The organism is Monashia sp. HAY1-11D (genome assembly GCF_056868035.1).
In genome coordinates, this window is sequence record NZ_CP200320.1 from 2,307,159 (window position 1) to 2,325,066 (window position 17,908).

The window sequence follows — 17,908 nt, forward strand, 5'->3', positions numbered from 1 at the left end:
CCCGATCCGGTGTGTGATGAGACCGGCAGTCCTCCCCGTGCCCGGTGGTCCGTGCTCTAGGTTCGGGAGCCAGTGCCGTCGTCAGCGAAGGAGCGACCGTGCAGATCGGTGTACCGCGAGAGACGCGCGCCCGCGAGACGCGGGTCGCCGCCACGCCCAAGACCGTCGAGCAGCTCGTCGCCCTGGGCTACGAGGTCGTCGTCGAACGCGGTGCCGGCGCCCTCGCGAGCTTCGCGGACGCCGCCTACGCCGAGGCCGGCGCGCGCCTCGTCGAGCGTGAGGAGGCCTGGGGCTCCGACGTGGTGCACCAGGTCAACGCGCCCTCCGCCGCCGACATCGCGCTGCTGCGGCCGGGTGCCGTGCTCGTGTCGCTCATGGCGCCCGCCCTGAACCCGGACCTCGTCGAGAACCTGCGGGCCGCCCGTGTCACCGCGATGGCGATGGACGCCGTGCCGCGCATCAGCCGGGCACAGTCGCTCGACGTCCTGTCCTCGATGGCCAACATCGCCGGGTACCGAGCGGTCGTCGAGGCCGCGCACGAGTTCGGCTCGTTCTTCACCGGGCAGGTCACCGCCGCGGGCAAGGTCCCTCCGGCCAAGGTCCTCGTCGCCGGGGCGGGTGTCGCCGGTCTGGCTGCCATCGGCACCGCCCGCTCTCTCGGTGCCATCGTGCGGGCGACCGACGCGCGCCCCGAGGTCGCCGAGCAGGTCGAGTCGATGGGGGCCGAGTTCCTTCCCGTGCAGGTGGCCGAGACCGAGCTGTCCCCGTCGAGCGACGGCTACGCCAGGGAGATGGGGGAGGCGTTCAACCGCGCGGCGGCCGAGCTGTACGCGTCGCAGGCACCGGACGTCGACATCGTCGTCACGACCGCGCTCATCCCGGGCCGCCCGGCGCCACGGCTCATCACGGCCGAGATGGTCGCGACGATGAAGCCGGGGTCGGTCATCGTCGACATGGCCGCGTCCAACGGGGGCAACGTCGAGGGCTCGGTCCCCGACGAGCTCGTCGTGACCGCCAACGGCGTCAAGATCATCGGCTACACCGACCTGGCCGCCCGCCTGCCCACCCAGGCCTCTCAGCTCTACGGCACCAACCTCGTCAACCTCATGAAGCTGCTGACCCCCGGCAAGGACGGACAGGTCGTCCTCGACCTCGACGACGTCGTGCAGCGCAACATGACGGTCGCCAAGGACGGCGAGCTGCTGTGGCCCCCGCCCCCGATCCAGGTCAGCGCCGCACCCGTGCCGGCCCCCGCGTCCGCCCCCAAGGTCGTGAAAGAGCCTGAGCCACCGAAGGACCCCCGCCGAAAGTATGTGGCGATGGGCATCGGTGCCGTGCTGTTCGCCCTCATCGCCGCCTTCTCGCCCACCAGCTTCCTCGGACACTTCACGGTCTTCGCGCTCGCGGTCGTCGTCGGCTACTACGTCATCGGCCACGTGCACCACGCGCTGCACACGCCGCTCATGTCCGTGACCAACGCGATCAGCGGCATCATCGTCGTCGGGGCCCTGATCCAGCTGGGCCAGTGGCGAGGCGGGATCTCCGGCGTCATCGTCGTCCTGGCGTTCCTCGCCACGCTGATCGCGAGCATCAACATCTTCGGTGGCTTCCTCGTGACCCGCCGGATGCTGACCATGTTCCGGAAGGGCTGAGCGCCGATGGACCTCGCACTGATCCAGGCCGCCTACATCGTCGCGGCCGTGCTGTTCATCCTGTCCCTGGCCGGCCTGTCGAAGCACGAGACCGCCAAGGACGGCAACGTCCTCGGCATGGTCGGCATGGCGCTCGCGCTCGTCGCCACGCTGTGGCTCGCGCTGCGCGGGTCGGGAGCCACGAGCTGGCTGCTCATCGTCGTGGCCATGGCGATCGGCGCGGGCATCGGGATCTGGCGGGCGCGACGCGTCGAGATGACCGGCATGCCCGAGCTCATCGCGATGCTGCACTCGTTCGTCGGCGCCGCCGCGGTGCTGGTCGGGTTCAACACCTTCCTGGCATCCGGGTCCTCGGTGACCTCCGACGGCGTGCACCTCGTCGAGATCTTCCTCGGGGTCTTCATCGGCGCGGTGACCTTCACCGGATCGATCGTCGCGTTCCTCAAGCTCTCGGCGCGCATCTCGAGCAGGCCACTCATGCTGCCGGCGCGGCACTGGCTCAACCTCGCGGCTCTCGTCGTGTCGGCCGGGCTGCTCGTGTGGTTCGTGGCGTCGCACTCGATCCTGCCGCTCCTGCTCATGACGGCGATCGCGCTGGCCTTCGGCTGGCACCTCGTGGCCTCGATCGGCGGCGGCGACATGCCCGTCGTCGTGTCGATGCTCAACAGCTACTCCGGTTGGGCGGCGGCCGCGGCCGGCTTCATGCTCGGCAACGACCTGCTCATCGTCACGGGTGCGCTCGTCGGCTCGTCCGGTGCCTACCTGTCGTACATCATGTGCACCGCGATGAACCGCTCCTTCGTCTCGGTCATCGCCGGCGGCTTCGGCTCCGACGGTGCGGTGACGAGCGGCGACGTCGACTACGGCGACCACCGCGAGACGAACGCCGAGGAGGTCGCCGACCTGCTGACCCACGCGTCCTCCGTCGTCATCACGCCCGGCTACGGCATGGCGGTCGCGCAGGCGCAGTACCCGGTCGCGGACCTGACCGCGAAGCTGCGTGAGCGCGGCGTCGACGTGCGGTTCGGCATCCACCCGGTCGCGGGGCGCCTGCCCGGGCACATGAACGTGCTGCTGGCCGAGGCCAAGGTGCCATACGACATCGTCCTCGAGATGGACGAGATCAACGACGACTTCCCCGAGACCGACGTCGTCCTCGTCATCGGCGCCAACGACACGGTCAACCCTGCCGCTGCGGAGGACCCCAGCTCACCCATCGCCGGGATGCCCGTGCTGCAGGTGTGGAACGCCAAGGATGTCGTCGTGTTCAAGCGCTCGATGAACGCGGGCTACGCCGGTGTCCAGAACCCGCTCTTCTTCCGGGACAACAGCGCCATGCTCTTCGGCGACGCCAAGGAACGCGTCGAGGACATCATCAAGGCCCTCTGACCGCGGCCCGCCCCGACCCCGCCCACACCCCCTCCTCTTCCGCACCGAACGAGTCGTTCGGTGTCGAAAGTGCTGGTGGACCGACGCGTTCGAGCCCGAACACCGCGTTCGGCACCGAACGACTCGTTCGGTGCCGAAAGTGCTGGTGGACCGACGCGTTCGAGCCCGAACACCGCGTTCGGCACCGAACGACTCGTTCGGTTGGGGGCCGCGAGCGTGCCCGGAACCGAACGACTCGTTCGGTGGGGAGGCGCGCTGCGCGTCTTCAGCTGGCCCGGGCGCGGTCGCGGGCGAGGGCGGCTTCGATGCGTGCGCGCACCTGAGCCGGGTGATGCAGGTCTGCCCACGTCAGGCGCACGACCTCGTAGCCGAGCCGGCGGAACCCGTCCTCACGACGCTTCTCGGCGAACAGCATCGACTGCGCCTGGGCTGCCGAGTCGGCCGCGTACTTGTCCCGACCGTCGAACTCGACGAGCACGCGAGTCCCGCGGACGAGGAAGTCCGCCCGCTCCGGATGCCCGTGCGCGCCGATGGTGCCCGGCTCGAACTGCGGATCGAGGTCGTAACCCAGTCCACGCAGCACGAGAGCCGTCATCGACTCTCCGGGGGACTCGTGCCGCGCGTCCAGCCACGGTATGGCAGCGCGCGCCCGGATGAGCCCTCGCTGGCCACGCAGCGCGGTGGCTGCGGCCATGATCTGGTGGCGCGTCGCATCGCCGCGCCTGAGCGCGCCGTCGCCCGCGACGACGAGGGACGTGACGTCGAGCAGGCCGGCCTGGACGACGGCCAGGGCCGGATGAACCGTCACGTCCCGATGCGGCAGGGCCGGTGCGTCGATCGCCTCGTGCATGCGCACCCGACTGTACGAGCGGAACCCGGCATCCGGTCCGAGCCACATGAGGTGGACCGTCCCGAGGTCGACGGCCTCCAGAGGGAGCTGCAGGAGCACGAGAGCCGAGCCGTGGCTGGCGACCGCCTGGCCGTCGTACTCCTGCAGCAGGGCCGTGGTGCGCAGCAGGTGCCGGTCCCGGGCGTCGCGAGGACGCCGCGTCGCGTACCAGCCTCGGTGCAGGGGGAAGGCCTGGCCGGCCCGGACGCGTCGCCTCATCTCAGCGCTGGTGACGCCGCACGTCCGGGCATGTGCGGCCGAGACGACGTCCTCACGGGCCAACGAGGCGAGATCCATGGAGTCGATGGTGGCCCACGGGGCAGGGAGCTCGCTGCGGCCCTGTGGACAAGCGGCGGTCGAGCCCGGGCCAGAGCCCGCGCGAGGGCCCGCACCAGGGCCCGGGCCAGGGATCGAACGCGTCGATACATGCCGAACGCGCCGGTCGACCGGCGCGTTCGGCACCGAACGAGTCGTTCGGTCGTGAGGAGGGCGGGAGGAGGGCGGGAGGAGGGCGGGAGGAGTCGGCAGGAGTCGGGGTGGCCAGGAGGGGGCGGTCGGGTCAGACGCTGGCCGTGACCTTGATGCCTTCCTCCTCCTCGCCGGTCGCGAGCTTGCTGTGGCTGCGCGAGTACAGGAAGTAGACGAGGAACCCGGCTGCCATCCAGACGATGAACCGCAGCCACGTCTCCAGCGACAGGTTGAGGATGAGGTAGAAGCAGGCGAGCGCCGACAGCCACGGGATGACCGGGTTGCCGGGAACCCTGAAGGACCGCTTGAGGTCGGGGCGGCGCTTGCGCAGGATCGGGATGGCGAGCGAGACGAGCAGGAACGCCGTCAGGGTCCCGATGTTGACCATCTCCTCGAGCTTGCCGATCGGGGTCAGTGACGCGATGAGGGCGACGGCCGAACCGATGATGATCGTCAGCTTCACGGGGGTGCCGGTCCGCGGGTTGGTGACCCCGAGCCCGCTCGGGATGAGGCGGTCGCGGCTCATGGCGAACGTCACGCGCGTGGCCCCGATCATGAGGGTCATGACGACGGTCGTGAGGCCGGCGACGGCGCCCGCGGAGATCAGGGTCGCGTACCCGTCCTTGCCCACCGAGGTGAAGGCGGAGGCGAGGGCGGCGTCGGGGTCGATCTTGTTGTACTTGACCATGCCGGTGATGACGAGCGAGACCGCCATGTAGAGGATCGTGCAGATGACGAGCGAGCCGATGATGCCGATGGGCAGGTCGCGCTGCGGGTTCTTGGCCTCCTCGGCCGTCGTCGCGACGACGTCGAAGCCGATGTAGGCGAAGAACACGACGGCGGCGCCGGCCATGATGCCGAGCACGCCGAACGTCACCGGTTCCATGCCGGTCACCCACTGGAGCAGCGGCTGCTCGAGGCCGCTCTTGGAGCTTCCCGGTCGTCGACGGCGGGACGAACGGCGACCAGTTGTCGCGGTTGATGAAGCCGATGCCGGCGAAGATCACGAACAGGACGATGAAGACCTTGATCGCCACGAGGACGAGGTTGACGCGCATCGACTCCTTGATGCCGACCGCGACGAGCACGGTGAGCAGGACGATGAGCACGAACGCCGGCAGGTCGAAGTGCGAACCGGGGGCCACGGCCGATGGCCAGGTGACCCCCAGCTGGTCCAGGAGCTTGACGAAGTAGGTGGACCAGCCCTGAGCGACGACGCTGGCGCCGAGCATGAGCTCGAGCAGCAGGTCCCAGCCGATGATCCACGCGATGATCTCGCCGAGCGTCGCGTAGGAGAACGTATAGGCCGAGCCCGAGATCGGCACGGTCGAGGCGAATTCGGCGTAGCACAGCGCCGCCAGACCACAGACGACGGCGCCGATGACGAACGACAGGGCGATCGACGGCCCGGCGTACTCCTTGGCCGCCTTGCCGGTCAGCGTGAAGATGCCGGCACCGATGATGACGCCGACGCCGAAGACGGTGAGGTCGAGCGCGGTCAGGCGCTTCTTCAGGTGGTGGTCGGCCTCGCCGGCCGAGGCCATCGACGCCTCGATCGACTTGGTGCGAAAGATGCTCATGTGTGCCTCCCGGGGTGGAGCGCGTTCGTCAGCATCTGCCCAACGTAGACCCCTCGGGTGCCCGCGGCGAGCCGTGCTGTGCGCGAGTCCAACCCGCGATCCGACGTGCGGTCGGCGGGATCGGGATGCGGCCGGCGCGGGTATGTCTGGGTGGTTGCCGCGGCCGTGTCAGGACTCGCGACCACCGCGGTCGCGGACCGGCCAGATCGGGCCGGTGTCGGCGCTGCGCCGGCGACGCTTGACGTCGTCGCTCTCGTAGACGGTCTCGGGCCGCGACCCGCGCTGGACCGGGACGGCGCGCGAGTAGGAGTCGAGCCGGTCCTGGATGGGGTTGTGGGTCCGGTGCACGTCCGGGTACGACTCGCCTCCCGCGCCGCCGGCGGGCCTGATGGGGCTCCCGGGCGGCGTCGGGACGCCACGGCCTCCGCGGCCCCCGAGGCCGTCGTCGGGCAGGTCCGGCAGGTCGCCGTCGATGTCGTCGTAGTCCTCGTCGCCCGGTGGGGGCGTGATGTGGAAGATCTCGGCGCAGATGACGCGGTACGTCCGGTCCGGGTCCGGTACCCACTTGACCTCGCGGAGCGCCTGGTCCTGGCCGGCGCTCTCGAGGACGAACTTGCCGTAGCCGAGGAGACGTCCCGGCACCGTGCGCACGTAGCTCATGTCGGTGACCTTGAGCAGCGGCATCATCGCGACCTTCTTCGTGACGATCCCGTAGCGCAGGAGGAGCCGCTTGTCGGTGGCGAGGAACCAGTGGTTGCCGTAGTCGAAGAGGATCCAGAGCAGCCGCGCGAGGACGGCCAGGAAGATCCACCAGACGATGCTGCCGAGCGCCTGGGTGGTCCGGGTGACGTTGGAGTCGACCCAGATCGCGAGGACGAGGGCGGCGACCGTCGAGGCGACCGGTTCGATGAGGGTGGCCCAGTGCGAGTGCACTGCGACGACGAGCTTCTCTCCCGGCAGCAGGACCCGGTCGAGCCCCTTGGGTGCGTCGCGTGTCAGTCGCAGCTGCACGGTGGCCTCCTCACCCGGGGCGGGATCAGCGGTTCAGCAGGGAGTTGAAGAACGCGAGGATCGCGTGGAAACCATCGACGAGGACGCCCCAGATGTTGTTGACGATGTCGGCAGCCTTGGTCGGCGACGTGAAGATGGCGTAGACGAAGAACGCCAGCACCACGATCAGGATGACTTTCTTGGCCTTGGGGCCCATCGGATGTCGCTCCTTGGAGGGTGGGGCCGAGGCTGCCCTGACAGTCACAACGGCACAGGAATGGAACCAGTGTGCCGCAAGGGGCTTCTGTGCCGAGGTACCGACGTCCGCGTGTTGACCATCGGCGTCGATATCCTCGGCGGGTGCCGCGCCCGACCACGACGTTCGCCGACGAGCTGCGAGACGCCCTGGCCAGCGCGGTCCGGGGCGCCGACCAGCGGGAGCTCGCGCGCACCACCGAGGCGCTCGTGGAACGATACCGCGCCGTCGCGCCAGCCGAGGCGCCCATCCTCGCGTCGGCCGCGCACGTTCTCGCCTATGCCGCCTACCGCATGCCCGCGACCCATGCAGCGCTGAGGAGGATCCTCGACGACGTCGCGGCGTCCGGCTTCGCGCCGACCACCCAGCTCGACCTCGGCGGGGGCACCGGGGCGGCGGCGTGGGCCGCTGCGGCTGCCTTTCCGACGCTGGAGCGCATCACCGTCCTGGACCAGGTCGACGAGGCCCTGCGGCTGGGCCGTGCCCTCGTGGGTGACGCGCCGGTGCCGTCCCTGGCATCCGCGCGGTTCGAGCGCGCCGTGGCCGGACGCTGGCCGGACCAGCGCGCGGACCTCGTCACCGTCTCGTACGTCCTGAGCGAGCTCGACGCGTCACAACAGGACGTGCTCGTGCTCGACGCGATGGCGCGTGGCAGCGTCGTCGTCGTCGCCGAGCCGGGGACACCGGACGGCTACGCCAGGGTGCTGAGGGTCCGGGATACCTTCCGGGTGGCGGGGTGGACCCTCCTCGGCCCCTGCCCGCACGCCGCGGACTGTCCTCTGGTGCAACCGGACTGGTGTCATTTCGGCGCTCGCGTCAGTCGGTCGGCCGAGCATCGCCGGCTCAAGGGCGCCCAGCTGTCCTACGAGGATGAGAAGTTCTCGTGGGTGGCTGCGGCCGCACCGGGTGTCGTTGCGACGCAACCCGACTCCGCGCGGATCCTTCGGCGGCCGTTGAAGCACAAGGGGTTCGTCGAGTTCCAGGCCTGTCGCCCCGACGGCTCAGCCGGCCGGGAGGTCGTCTCGAAGAAGGACCGTGAGCGGTACCGTGCGGCGCGCGACGCCGAGTGGGGCGACTCGGTGCCGCGCTGACGCATCGGTCAGACGACGCCGTAGAGGCGGTCGCCGGCGTCGCCGAGGCCGGGCACGATGTAGCCCTTCTCGTTGAGCTTCTCGTCGATGGTGCCGAGAACCACCTTGACCGGCACGCCGAGGGACTCGGTGGCGGACCGCAGGTGCTCGACGCCCTCGGGGGCGGCGAGGAGGCACACCGCGGTGATGTCGTCGGCGCCGCGCTGGACGAGGTACGTGATGGCGTCGCCCATCGAGCCGCCCGTCGCGAGCATCGGGTCGAGGACGAACACCTGGCGCCCGGTGAGGTCGTCCGGCAGGCGGTTGGCGTACGTGACGGCCTCGAGCGTCTCCTCGTTGCGCTGCATGCCGAGGAACCCGACCTCCGCGCTCGGCAGCAGACGGACCATCCCCTCGAGCATTCCCAGGCCGGCCCGGAGGATGGGCACGATGAGCGGCTTGGGGTTGGACAGCTTGATGCCGGTGGTCGCCGCGACCGGCGTCTCGATCTCGAACGGCTCGACGCGCACCTCGCGCGTGGCCTCGTAGGCGAGGAGCGTCATGAGCTCCTCGGCAAGGCGACGGAACGTCGGGCTGTCGGTCCGCTTGTCGCGCAGGTACGTGAGCTTGTGGGCGATGAGCGGGTGATCTGCGACGTGGACGTCCATGGGTGGAAACTTAGCGCGTGGCTACGCGATCCGAGACCTCCACCGACCCGGCCGTCCCGCCGCCCGCCGACCTGTACGACGCCTGGGTGGGCGAGGCGCTCGAGCTGGCGGCGGCCGCGGCGTCGAGCGAGGACGTGCCCGTCGGCGCGATCGTCCTCGACGGCGACGGGGCCGTCATCGGCCGCGGCTGCAATGTCCGCGAGGCGGCAGGTGACCCGACCGGGCACGCGGAGGTCGTCGCGCTGCGCGAGGCGGCCGCCTCGAGGGGAACCTGGCGGCTCGACGGCTGCACGCTCGTCGTCACCCTCGAGCCGTGCGTCATGTGCGCCGGCGCGGCGATGCAGGCGCGCCTCGACCGGGTCGTGTTCGGTGCCTGGGACCCCAAGGCCGGAGCGTGCGGCTCGGTCTGGGACCTGACACGTGACCCGCTCGCCACGCACAACGTCGACATCGTCGGCGGGGTCCGTGCAGGGGAGTCGGCCGAGCTCCTCGTCGATTTCTTCGAGGGCCGGAGGCTCCGGTAAGGTCTGCTCTCGGTGGCGTGTCCGAGCGGCCTAAGGAGCACGCCTCGAAAGCGTGTGTGGGGGTGACTCCACCGTGGGTTCAAATCCCACCGCCACCGCCATTCACCTGCGGAAACGCCGGTCAGAGCCTTCGGGCCCTGACCGGCGTTTCCCGTCCTGGTCTCATTCGTAGTCTCATTTGAGCTTCCCGGCGGCGGTTCGGCGGGGTCCCACAAGAGGCCGAGGCGCTCGGCGACGTCGCGCCGGATCGGGTCGACGACGTGCGCGTACCGCTGGGCCATGGCGGGGTTGGACCAGCCCATCACGCTCATCATCGTCGGCTGGCTCACGCCGAGCAGCAGCAGGATGGTGGCCGCCGTGTGACGGGCGTCGTGCATCCGGCTGTCACGGATGCCGGCGTCCTTGAGGAGTTGCTTCCAGTGGCTCGAGTCGGTGCGCGGGCTGATCGGCGCCCCGGTCTCTGTCGTAAAGACCCAGCCTCCCTCGGTCCAGGCGTCACCCGCATGTTGACGCTCGCGGTCCTGGATCGTCTTGTGCTGCGCGAGGAGGTGCGCAAGTTGGGCTGGGAGGCCGATCTGGCGCCGGCCGGCACGGGACTTGGTCGTGTCGGTGTCCGGATTGGTGCGAACTCGTTGCGGGCAGTAGCCGGCCTTGGCCTTGCCGCACGTTCCATCACATCCGTGGGAGTACTTGGGTCGCAGCCTATTGCGGCGCACCGTGAGCAGCTGGATCTCGAGGTCTACGTCGGTGCCGAGCGCGCACCCGCGGCTCGCGCCAGAACACGACAGGCGCACGAGCTCTCGGTGCCGCTCGAACGATGTCGACCAACGGTTCTGCTCCGCGCGACGGCGAACGCCCCAGAAGACCCTCCTCTGGGTTCGAGCCCGACGTCGCTTGTCCTCGGTCGCACCCTTCCCACGAGACCGAGGTGGGGCTGCCGCCACTCCTGTGCCGGCAGCGCTGGATCGTGACGCCCTGCCCAGCACTACCGCATCGACGTGCTGCGCAGGATCCGCGCGTGACCACCCCGCGTGCCGGTCCTACTGCTGAGCGCAGAATCGCGCGAGCACGACGCTGGCTGCCGGCGCAGGTGCTCCGAGAACGGTCGTTTCTGGGGTGCGACGTTGTCCCGGCGTGGGATGCGTCCGGCGCATTCTGAGAGCTTGGTAAAGGGAAAGCGGGAAAACCGTATGTAAAACGCATCGAACCGGGGCAAATGGACGTCGATGCGTCTTAATTGCCCTGGGGCACCCGTCCCACGCTGCCGAGGCCCCTTGGGGAGTGAGTACGCATGAGAATCGCCGTCGTCGGGCTCGGGACTGCGGGCGCCTGCATGCTGGACAGCCTGAGCCAGGCCCTGCGCAGTCACCCCGATATCAGCCTGACGCTCTACGACCCGGCCCCCGAGCCGTGGCGCGGGCGAGTCTTCGCGCCCGACAGCGAGTACATCCTCGCCAACGCTCCGGTGGAGGCCATGTCCGTCCGTCAGGGGGACACCGCGCACGCGAAGCGGTGGCTGGTGCGTCAGGGTGACCTGGATCCCGGAAGCGCCGAGGAGGTATTTCTCCCGCGCCAGCGGTACGGGCAGTACCTGTTGCAGCACGCGGAGGGGCTCGTGCATGACCTGCGCGGCCGGGGCTGGACGGTGGAGTTCGTGCAAGAGAGCGCCACCTCGCTCGTACCGGTCGGCTCGTCGCGCTACGTCGTGGGAGCTGGGAGCCGCCTCGACGAGTTCAACTACGTCATCCTGTGTGCCGGCGGCAGTGTGCTTGGCAACCCGTTCCGTCTCGACGGCTGCGACGGGTACGTCGCAGACCCGTACCCGACCCGCGAGCGTCTCGACGGCATACGCTCGGATGCCGCGGTCGGCGTGCTGGGCAGTGGCTTGACCGCGGTGGACGTCGCCGTGGCGTTGAGGGAACGCGGGCACGACGGGCCGATCCGGATGTACTCACGATCCGGAGTCCTCCCGCTGGTACGGCGCCCCGGCCCGCCCTGGACGGCGAAGCACCTGACCTCGGAGCAGCTGGTCGACCTTGCCTGCTCGACCGGCTCGTATCCCCTCGTCGATGTCGAGCGCCTCGTCAACCGGGAGGTGCAGGCCTGGGGAGGGAGAACCCGGGGGCTGTTTCCCGCCGCACCCGGACCCGCGAACCAGGCGGCATGGTTGCGCCGGCAGCTCGAGCGGCCGCACGACGCAGCGGACCTCGAGACGTTCATCTTCCAGAAGTCGATACCTCTGGTCTGGCAAGACATCTGGTACAGCCTGACCCCCGAGGACCAGCGTCGCATCCTGGCGTCGCCCGCGACGCTGCGTTCGATCATCAGCCGCTGTTGCCCCATGCCGCCGGTCAACGCAAGGAAGATCCTCGCGATGCTGGACTCGGGTCAGCTGACGGTGAGAGGCGGCGTGACCTCAGTCATGCCCCGCCGGAAGGCCTTCGACGTCCAGCTGGCCACGGCAAGAGAGCACGTCGACTACGTCGTCAATGCCATCACCCCGGCCGTCTACGGCGTGCATCCCAAGGTCGAGCCGCTCGTGGACTCGGCCATCGCCCACGGTCTGGCGCGCCGGCACCACGCGGGCGGCCTGCAGGTGCTGGCACGGACGAGCGCGGTCGTCGGACGCGACGGGCCGGGCGCGCTGTACGCGTTGGGTGACCTCACCCGGGGCGCCTTCTTCTTCACCTTCGGCCTGCCGGTGCTGGTAAGTCGCAGCGCCGACATCGCCAAAGCGATCCACGACGACCTGCACGAGAAGGCCCAAGCCCTCCCGCGCCGCTCGGCGCTGGCCGTCGGCGCCTAGGACACGTGACCCCAGCAGCAGCACGACCCCGCGCCCCCGCGCGGTCGAAACGCCGCCTCCCGAGGGGGTGGCCTGACCACGAAGAAGCAGGAGACGCTGATGGAATCCGCAATCCCGCCGCACCTGGCGCAGACACGCTCCGAACAGTCGCACCTGAGGGCCGGCTGGCAGCCGCCGTACCCGTCCTACGTGGCCCGGTTCGCCCCGACGACGACTCGGGTGGTGATGGCCTGCTTGGGTGTCCAGTACGACGGCACCGGGCCGGCGCCGGAGCGCGTGACCTCGGCTCTGTCGCGGCTCGACCACGAGTGCTCGGCCGCAAACGGTCCACGGCACTGCGACCGGGCAACGTACGTCGACGAAGCCGGCTACACGACCATCATCACCATCGCCTACTGGGACGAGCCGGAGCGCTACGACCGGTGGTTCGCCGGAGCCCACGCCGTCTGGCTCGGCGACCAGCACCTCACCGACACGGCGGGCTTCTTCGTCGAGACCCTGCGACCGTCGGTGTCCCGGTTCGAGACGTTGTTCTCCAACGACCGCCGCGAAGGTGTCGCACGGTTGGCCGACAGGCTCAGCGGCGAGGTCCTCGAGCATGCCTACTGGGGCGGGGCACGTGACCGGCTCCCCGCATCCCAGACCGACGCGCTGCTGCCGGGTGACGTGCCTCGACCGGAGGCCAACGGCGCAAGGTGGCGAGTCTCCGGCCAGCACAACCTCTGTCTGATCCGCTCCGGGCAGGACTGGACCGACACCGACGGTGACGAGCGCCGGATGTACCTCGAGGAGGTCGAACCCACCCTCCGAGCCGGCATGGAGTTCCTCCGCGACGAGGGACGGACGGTCGGCTGCTACGCGAACCGATACGTGCGCCTGCTCGACGCCGACGGTCGACCCACCGACAAGAGCTTCGGCATGAGCTGGTGGCGCAGCCTGGCCGACCTCGACGACTGGGCCAGGGAGCACCCGACCCACGTGGCGATCTTCGGCGCGGCGATGAAGTACCTGTCCACGCTCGGTCCCGCAGCCCGGCTGAGACTGCACCACGAGGTCACCGTGGCCGCCGCCGACGAGCAGTACTTCGAGTACCTCGGCTGCCACGCGAAGACAGGGATGCTGCGGGCGATGGATGCTGTGGTGGAGAGCGTCTGAGCGCGGCCGCAGTCACTGACAACCGGCGGGCAGCCGCATATGAGAGCGGCTCGCCGAGCACCTCGACCGAGTCCGGCCGGACACCGATCCTGCAGTGTCCGAGTAACCGCTCACAGCGCGGTCGTGCCGACCAGCCGATGCTCCTTCACTGACCCTTCTGGTGACCACACCTAGCTGTCAAAGTGACGCGGGTGTCGACGCGAGGCCCGGGGCTTCCGACCCTTCTCACTTGACGCGTTCCTCCAGTACGGGGATGGCAGGAAGCGCGGGCAGGCCTGCAGGCTTGCGGGTGGTCCGCTTCTGCAGGCGAGTCGCGAGCGCGGTGAGGCTGCCACTGACGACGAGGTAGATGAAGGCGACGACGATGTAGGTGGGGATCAGCTGGTTGATGTACGAGGTGAGCAGCTGGCCCCGGTAGAGCAGCTCGGTGTAGGCCACGATGTAGCCGAGCGTCGTGTCCTTGAGCAGGCTCACGAACTGTGTCATCAGCGAGGGGGCGACGTTGCGCAGGGCCTGGGGCAGGATGACCAGGCGCATGGTCTGGGACTGCCGTAGGCCCAGGCTGTGTGCGGCCTCGGCCTGCCCCGACGGCAGTCCGGTGATGCCGGCGCGGACGATCTCGGCGAAGACGGCGGCCGTCACGAAGGTCAGCGGAATGGCCAGCTTCCACATCGTCGGTACGTTGACCCCCAGCTGGGGCAGCCCGAAGAGCATCAGGTAGATCAGCAGCAGGACGGGCACCGTCCTCGCGACCTCGATGTAGGAGGCGCACAGCCAGCGCAGAGGGGGCACCCGACTCAGTCGCCCCAGGGCCAAGAAGGTGCCGAGCACGGAGCCGAGGACCGCCACGGTGCCGGCGACCTTGAGGGTGCCGACCAGTCCGGTCAGCAGGTACTGCCAGACGACCCACTGGGTGAACGCCGCCCACCGCTGCGGGTTGAGCTGGTCGTGGGAACCGAACTGCCACAGGCCCGCTCCGGCCAGCGCCAGCAGGCCCACCACGCTGATGGCCGAGGCGATGCGCACGTTGCGGCGGGTTCGCGGGCCGGGTTCGTCATAGATGAAGCTCATCGGATGATCGCCACCTTGCGTTCGATCCGCCCGGTTGCCAGGCCGATGGCCAGGGCGATCGCCATGTAGACGAGGCCGCCGGCGGTGTAGAAGAGGACGGGCTGGGCGTAGACGAGGTTGATGCTGTTGATCTGGGCGGTCAGGTCGAGCACTCCGACGACGGCCGCGAGGGAGGTGTTCATGGCCAGGGCGATCATGATGTTGCCCAGCGGCTGGACGGCCGACCGGAAGGCCTGGGGCACGATCACCCAGCGCAGCGACTGGATCAGCGTCAGCCCGAGCGCCCGAGCCGCTTCGATCTGGCCGCGCGTCACGGTGTTGACCCCGCTGCGGATCGCCTCGGCGACGTACGCGGCCTCGTAGACGGCCAGCACGATGACCACCGTGGGGATGACGGGGAGGATCAGCCCCGCGTCAGGCAGCGCGAAGACGGCCAGGATCAACAGCGCCAGGAGCGGAACGTTGACGAAGAACTGGACGTACGCCAGCGCTGCCGCCCGCAGCGGCGGGATCGGGCTGATCCGCGCGACGGTGATGAGCACCCCCAGGATCAGGGACGCAGCACCCGCGAGCACGGTCATGAGAAGGGTCAGTCCCAGCCCCTCCAGAAGGGGCTCGACATGGTCGATCGCGATACTCATCCGGATCTACTCCTGGCGCTGTTGCCGAGTCGCCGGTCAGGAACCGGGCACGGACCCGATGGCCGGCGGTGTCGGGGCAGGGGAGTCGCCGACCGAGCCGAGCGTCGTCTTCCAGACCTGCGCCCAGAGCCCCTGCTTCTCGATCGTCGTCAACCAGGTGTTGACGAAAGTCTTGAACGCGGCGTCGTTGTGCTTCAAGCCGATTCCGTAGGGCTCCTCGGTGAAGGGGGCGCCGACGACCTTGATGTTCTTGTTGCTCGCCGACTGGCTGGCGAGCAGGACGTAGTCCTGGACGTACGCGTCGCCGCGGCCCTGGATGAGGGCGTGGACACCTTGCGGGGTGGTGGCGAACGGCAGGAGCTTCGCGCCGGGCTGCTTCTCCGGAACCTTGGCGACCGAGGGCGTCCCGGTCTGCACGATGACGTTCTTCCCGTCCAGGTCCTCGATTCCCTTGATGCTCGTGTTGTCGGACTTCACCGCGACAGCGAGGCCGGACATGAAGTACGGGCCGGCGAAGCTGATCTGCTCCGCACGCTTGGTGGTGATCGTGTACGTGGAGAAGACGGCGTCGACGGTGCCGTTGGCCAGGAGGGCCTCCCGGGTCTCGGCTGCCGAGGGAACCCATTCGACGTTCGGCTTGCCGAGGATGTAGACGGCGAGCATCTTGGCGAGGTCCGCATCGAAGCCCTCGACCTTCTGAGGGTCGGCTGGATCCTGCTGGGAGACCAGCGGTGCATCGAGGGCGGTGGCGACGACGAGCTTGCCGCGCTTCTTGATCTTCTCCATGGTCGAGCCAGGGATGATCAGGTCGCCGGCCGCGACCGGTGCCTTGCCGACGAGCTGGTCGCTGCTGCTGGCGCTGCCCGGACCGTCACCACCGGGAATGTTGACGGGAGCGGTGGAGCACGCGCTGAGGGCCAGGGCGACGGAGGTGAACAGACCGGCAACGGCGGTGCGCCGGCGGACAACGGCATCGCTGAACATGTGGGTACCTTTCAGTGGGTTTCCTCGAAGAAGGTCGCCGTCGGAGGCGTGGGGAGGGGGCGTCGGAGCCGGGTCAGTGGGAGAGCACGGAGGCGAGGAACGAGCGCGCCCGTTCGGTCTTGGGGGCGTCGAAGAACGCAGCAGGCGTGTCCTGCTCGACGACCTGTCCGTGGTCCATGAAGACGACGCGGTCGGCGGCGCGGCGGGCGAAGCCCATCTCGTGCGTGACGACGACCATCGTCATCCCCTCGCTGGCCAAGGAGGTCATGACGTTCAGCACCTCGTTGACCATCTCGGGGTCGAGCGCGGAGGTCGGTTCGTCGAACAGCATGACCTTGGGCCGCATGGCCAGGGCCCGGGCGATCGCCGCCCGCTGCTGCTGTCCTCCGGAGAGCTCGGCCGGGTAGGCGTGGGCCTTCTGCGCGATGCCGACCCGCTCCAGGAGCTCCATCGCCTCGGCTTCGGCGTCCTTCCGCTTGAGTCGGCGCACCTTGATCGGCGCCAGCGTGGCGTTGTCGAGGATCGTGCGGTGGGCGAAGAGGTTGAACGACTGGAAGACCATGCCGACGTCCGAGCGCAGCTGCGCCAGCGCGGGGCCCTCGGATGCGAGGGCGCGCCCATCGACGTGGATCTCGCCGGCGTCGATGGTCTCGAGCCTGTTGATCGTCCGGCAGAGCGTCGACTTGCCCGACCCGGAAGGCCCCACGACGACGATCACCTCTCCCGGCATGACGGTCAGGTCGACGTCGCGGAGCACGTGGAGGTCACCGAAGTGCTTGTCCACGCCCTTGAGGCTGACCATCGGCGCGCGTTGCTGGGATGTCTCGCGCGGCAGAGCCGTCAGGGGAGCCCGCGTGGCCGCGGCGTCGTTCGGCTGCATCATGCTTCCTCCTCCGGCCGGCGATCGGCCACGGCTGCGTACTGGATGAGTGATCGTTCTTCCCAGAGCTTCATCCGGTCGATTCCCTTGGGTCCGGTCCGGACGAACACCGACTCGACGAGGGCTTCGATGAGCACCATGAGGGCCGCGAAGGAGTCGTAGGGGATCCCACCGACCGGCACGGTCAGCACGACGTCGGCGTCCCCGGCGGCCGGTGACAGACCCTCGTCGGTGACGACGACCAAGGACGCGTTCGCCCGTTTCGCCATTGCCGCCACATGCTGGGCCGGCTGCTGGTAGCGGCGCAGGTCGAAGAGCACGACGACCGTGCTCCTGCGTGCGGCGTGGAGCTTGCCCACGTCGTAGCCGAGGGGATCGGCCAGGAAGTGCACGTTGGGGATGATGTGGTCGAGCTGACGGGCCAGGATCTCGGCGACGAACCTCGAGAAGTAGCCACCGGCGATGAGGACCGTGCGTGCCTCTCCGGCGAGCAACCTTGCCGCCCGGTCGAACTCGCCGGGAACCACCGTGGAGCGAAGGGCGTCCACGAGCTCGACCCGTTGCGTGACCAAGCGCCCGAAGTCGGTCACGTCACCACCGCGCTCGGCCTCCCGCTCGGCGCGGTGGACGGGAGCGCGCAGCTCGTGCATGAGCTCCTCGCGCAGGTGCTTCTGGAAGTCGGCGTAGCTCCCGATCCCCAGACGTGCCACCAGGCGAAGCACCGTCGGCGCGCTCGTGCCCGCTGCCTTGGCGAGGGCGTTGGCACTGGCCAGCCCGGCGCTGGGGTAGTCGGCGAGCAGGGTGCGCGCCACCTTGCGCTCGGACGGAGCAAGCTGCTCCATGCGAGCGAAGATCTCGTTCCTGATCCGGATCACGGCGTCGTCC

At 69.3% G+C, this 17,908-nt stretch carries 15 protein-coding genes, 1 tRNA gene and 2 pseudogenes; 7 read left to right on the plus strand and 11 right to left on the minus strand.

The features are described 5' to 3' along the window. Window positions 1-98 precede the first annotated feature (98 nt). Window positions 99-1,652 carry a Re/Si-specific NAD(P)(+) transhydrogenase subunit alpha gene (locus AC1VM9_RS10665; protein ID WP_483122598.1) on the plus strand — a complete coding sequence of 518 codons (1,554 nt, stop codon included), beginning with the start codon at window positions 99-101 and terminating at the stop codon, window positions 1,650-1,652. A gap of 6 nt (window positions 1,653-1,658) precedes the next feature. Beyond that, window positions 1,659-3,041: a Re/Si-specific NAD(P)(+) transhydrogenase subunit beta gene (gene pntB / locus AC1VM9_RS10670; RefSeq protein WP_483122599.1), complete on the plus strand. Its 1,383-nt coding sequence runs from the start codon at window positions 1,659-1,661 to the stop codon at window positions 3,039-3,041. A 265-nt stretch (window positions 3,042-3,306) separates the two neighbouring features. Here pntB and AC1VM9_RS10675 read toward each other — a convergent pair whose 3' ends face one another. From AC1VM9_RS10675 to AC1VM9_RS10690, 4 genes and pseudogenes are all read right to left on the minus strand, one after another. After that, window positions 3,307-4,227 carry a hypothetical protein gene (locus tag AC1VM9_RS10675; RefSeq protein WP_483122600.1) on the minus strand — a complete coding sequence of 307 codons (921 nt, stop codon included), beginning with the start codon at window positions 4,225-4,227 and terminating at the stop codon, window positions 3,307-3,309. Window positions 4,228-4,489: 262 nt separating this feature from the next. Next, window positions 4,490-5,978, minus strand: a pseudogene (locus tag AC1VM9_RS10680) (amino acid permease). A 168-nt stretch (window positions 5,979-6,146) separates the two neighbouring features. Further along, a complete protein-coding gene (locus tag AC1VM9_RS10685) occupies window positions 6,147-6,989 on the minus strand; it encodes a PH domain-containing protein (protein WP_483122601.1) in 843 nt (280 codons plus the stop codon). A 25-nt stretch (window positions 6,990-7,014) separates the two neighbouring features. Next, complete coding sequence (locus AC1VM9_RS10690; protein ID WP_483122602.1) at window positions 7,015-7,185, minus strand: hypothetical protein; 171 nt, start codon at window positions 7,183-7,185, stop codon at window positions 7,015-7,017. Window positions 7,186-7,328: 143 nt separating this feature from the next. On the opposite strand from AC1VM9_RS10690, the gene AC1VM9_RS10695 reads away from it, so the two are divergent. Beyond that, entirely contained in the window at window positions 7,329-8,315 is a 987-nt protein-coding gene (locus AC1VM9_RS10695; protein ID WP_483122604.1) for a small ribosomal subunit Rsm22 family protein, read from the plus strand. Between the two features lie 8 nt (window positions 8,316-8,323). Here AC1VM9_RS10695 and upp read toward each other — a convergent pair whose 3' ends face one another. Further along, complete coding sequence (gene upp, locus AC1VM9_RS10700) at window positions 8,324-8,962, minus strand: uracil phosphoribosyltransferase (RefSeq protein WP_481343709.1); 639 nt, start codon at window positions 8,960-8,962, stop codon at window positions 8,324-8,326. 17 nt (window positions 8,963-8,979) lie between these two features. On the opposite strand from upp, the gene AC1VM9_RS10705 reads away from it, so the two are divergent. Together AC1VM9_RS10705 and AC1VM9_RS10710 are read left to right on the plus strand one after the other, a co-directional pair. Further along, window positions 8,980-9,486, plus strand: a complete 507-nt coding sequence (locus AC1VM9_RS10705; RefSeq protein WP_483122605.1) for a nucleoside deaminase — start codon at window positions 8,980-8,982, stop codon at window positions 9,484-9,486. Window positions 9,487-9,497: 11 nt separating this feature from the next. Then, window positions 9,498-9,587: transfer RNA gene (locus AC1VM9_RS10710), tRNA-Ser, on the plus strand. 168 nt (window positions 9,588-9,755) lie between these two features. Here the strand turns inward: AC1VM9_RS10710 and AC1VM9_RS10715 are convergent. Next, a pseudogene (locus tag AC1VM9_RS10715) lies at window positions 9,756-10,472 on the minus strand (tyrosine-type recombinase/integrase); the annotation flags it as partial. 305 nt (window positions 10,473-10,777) lie between these two features. Between AC1VM9_RS10715 and AC1VM9_RS10720 the strand changes: the two are divergent. Then, window positions 10,778-12,292 (plus strand): FAD/NAD(P)-binding protein, encoded by a 1,515-nt coding sequence (locus tag AC1VM9_RS10720; protein ID WP_483122606.1) that lies wholly within the window; start codon window positions 10,778-10,780, stop codon window positions 12,290-12,292. A gap of 99 nt (window positions 12,293-12,391) precedes the next feature. Beyond that, complete coding sequence (locus AC1VM9_RS10725) at window positions 12,392-13,447, plus strand: phenylacetaldoxime dehydratase family protein (protein ID WP_483122607.1); 1,056 nt, start codon at window positions 12,392-12,394, stop codon at window positions 13,445-13,447. A 225-nt stretch (window positions 13,448-13,672) separates the two neighbouring features. Here AC1VM9_RS10725 and AC1VM9_RS10730 read toward each other — a convergent pair whose 3' ends face one another. The 5 genes from AC1VM9_RS10730 to AC1VM9_RS10750 all read right to left on the minus strand — a co-directional run bounded on the left by AC1VM9_RS10730 (window position 13,673) and on the right by AC1VM9_RS10750 (window position 17,898). Then, window positions 13,673-14,518 carry an amino acid ABC transporter permease gene (locus AC1VM9_RS10730; protein WP_483122609.1) on the minus strand — a complete coding sequence of 282 codons (846 nt, stop codon included), beginning with the start codon at window positions 14,516-14,518 and terminating at the stop codon, window positions 13,673-13,675. Then, window positions 14,515-15,159: an amino acid ABC transporter permease gene (locus AC1VM9_RS10735; protein WP_481343336.1), complete on the minus strand. Its 645-nt coding sequence runs from the start codon at window positions 15,157-15,159 to the stop codon at window positions 14,515-14,517. Before AC1VM9_RS10735 ends, AC1VM9_RS10730 begins: the two co-directional genes overlap by 4 nt. A gap of 36 nt (window positions 15,160-15,195) precedes the next feature. Continuing rightward, window positions 15,196-16,143: a glutamate ABC transporter substrate-binding protein gene (locus AC1VM9_RS10740; RefSeq protein ID WP_481346715.1), complete on the minus strand. Its 948-nt coding sequence runs from the start codon at window positions 16,141-16,143 to the stop codon at window positions 15,196-15,198. A 73-nt stretch (window positions 16,144-16,216) separates the two neighbouring features. Next, window positions 16,217-16,945, minus strand: coding sequence for an amino acid ABC transporter ATP-binding protein (locus AC1VM9_RS10745; RefSeq protein ID WP_483123996.1), 729 nt, complete (start codon window positions 16,943-16,945; stop codon window positions 16,217-16,219). A 77-nt stretch (window positions 16,946-17,022) separates the two neighbouring features. Further along, on the minus strand, window positions 17,023-17,898 hold the full coding sequence (locus AC1VM9_RS10750) for a MurR/RpiR family transcriptional regulator (protein ID WP_483122610.1): 876 nt from the start codon (window positions 17,896-17,898) through the stop codon (window positions 17,023-17,025). Between the last annotated feature and the right edge of the window lie 10 nt (window positions 17,899-17,908).

What these genes read in the sequence shown, in the direction of transcription:
- pntB (WP_483122599.1), top strand. Translation starts at nt 1,659, where the DNA reads ATGGACCTCGCACTGATCCAGGCCGCCTACATCGTCGCGGCCGTGCTG.
- AC1VM9_RS10675 (WP_483122600.1), bottom strand. Translation starts at nt 4,227, where the DNA reads ATGGATCTCGCCTCGTTGGCCCGTGAGGACGTCGTCTCGGCCGCACAT.
- AC1VM9_RS10690 (WP_483122602.1), bottom strand. Translation starts at nt 7,185, where the DNA reads ATGGGCCCCAAGGCCAAGAAAGTCATCCTGATCGTGGTGCTGGCGTTC.
- upp (WP_481343709.1), bottom strand. Translation starts at nt 8,962, where the DNA reads ATGGACGTCCACGTCGCAGATCACCCGCTCATCGCCCACAAGCTCACG.
- AC1VM9_RS10720 (WP_483122606.1), top strand. Translation starts at nt 10,778, where the DNA reads ATGAGAATCGCCGTCGTCGGGCTCGGGACTGCGGGCGCCTGCATGCTG.
- AC1VM9_RS10725 (WP_483122607.1), top strand. Translation starts at nt 12,392, where the DNA reads ATGGAATCCGCAATCCCGCCGCACCTGGCGCAGACACGCTCCGAACAG.
- AC1VM9_RS10730 (WP_483122609.1), bottom strand. Translation starts at nt 14,518, where the DNA reads ATGAGCTTCATCTATGACGAACCCGGCCCGCGAACCCGCCGCAACGTG.
- AC1VM9_RS10735 (WP_481343336.1), bottom strand. Translation starts at nt 15,159, where the DNA reads ATGAGTATCGCGATCGACCATGTCGAGCCCCTTCTGGAGGGGCTGGGA.
- AC1VM9_RS10740 (WP_481346715.1), bottom strand. Translation starts at nt 16,143, where the DNA reads ATGTTCAGCGATGCCGTTGTCCGCCGGCGCACCGCCGTTGCCGGTCTG.
- AC1VM9_RS10745 (WP_483123996.1), bottom strand. Translation starts at nt 16,945, where the DNA reads ATGGTCAGCCTCAAGGGCGTGGACAAGCACTTCGGTGACCTCCACGTG.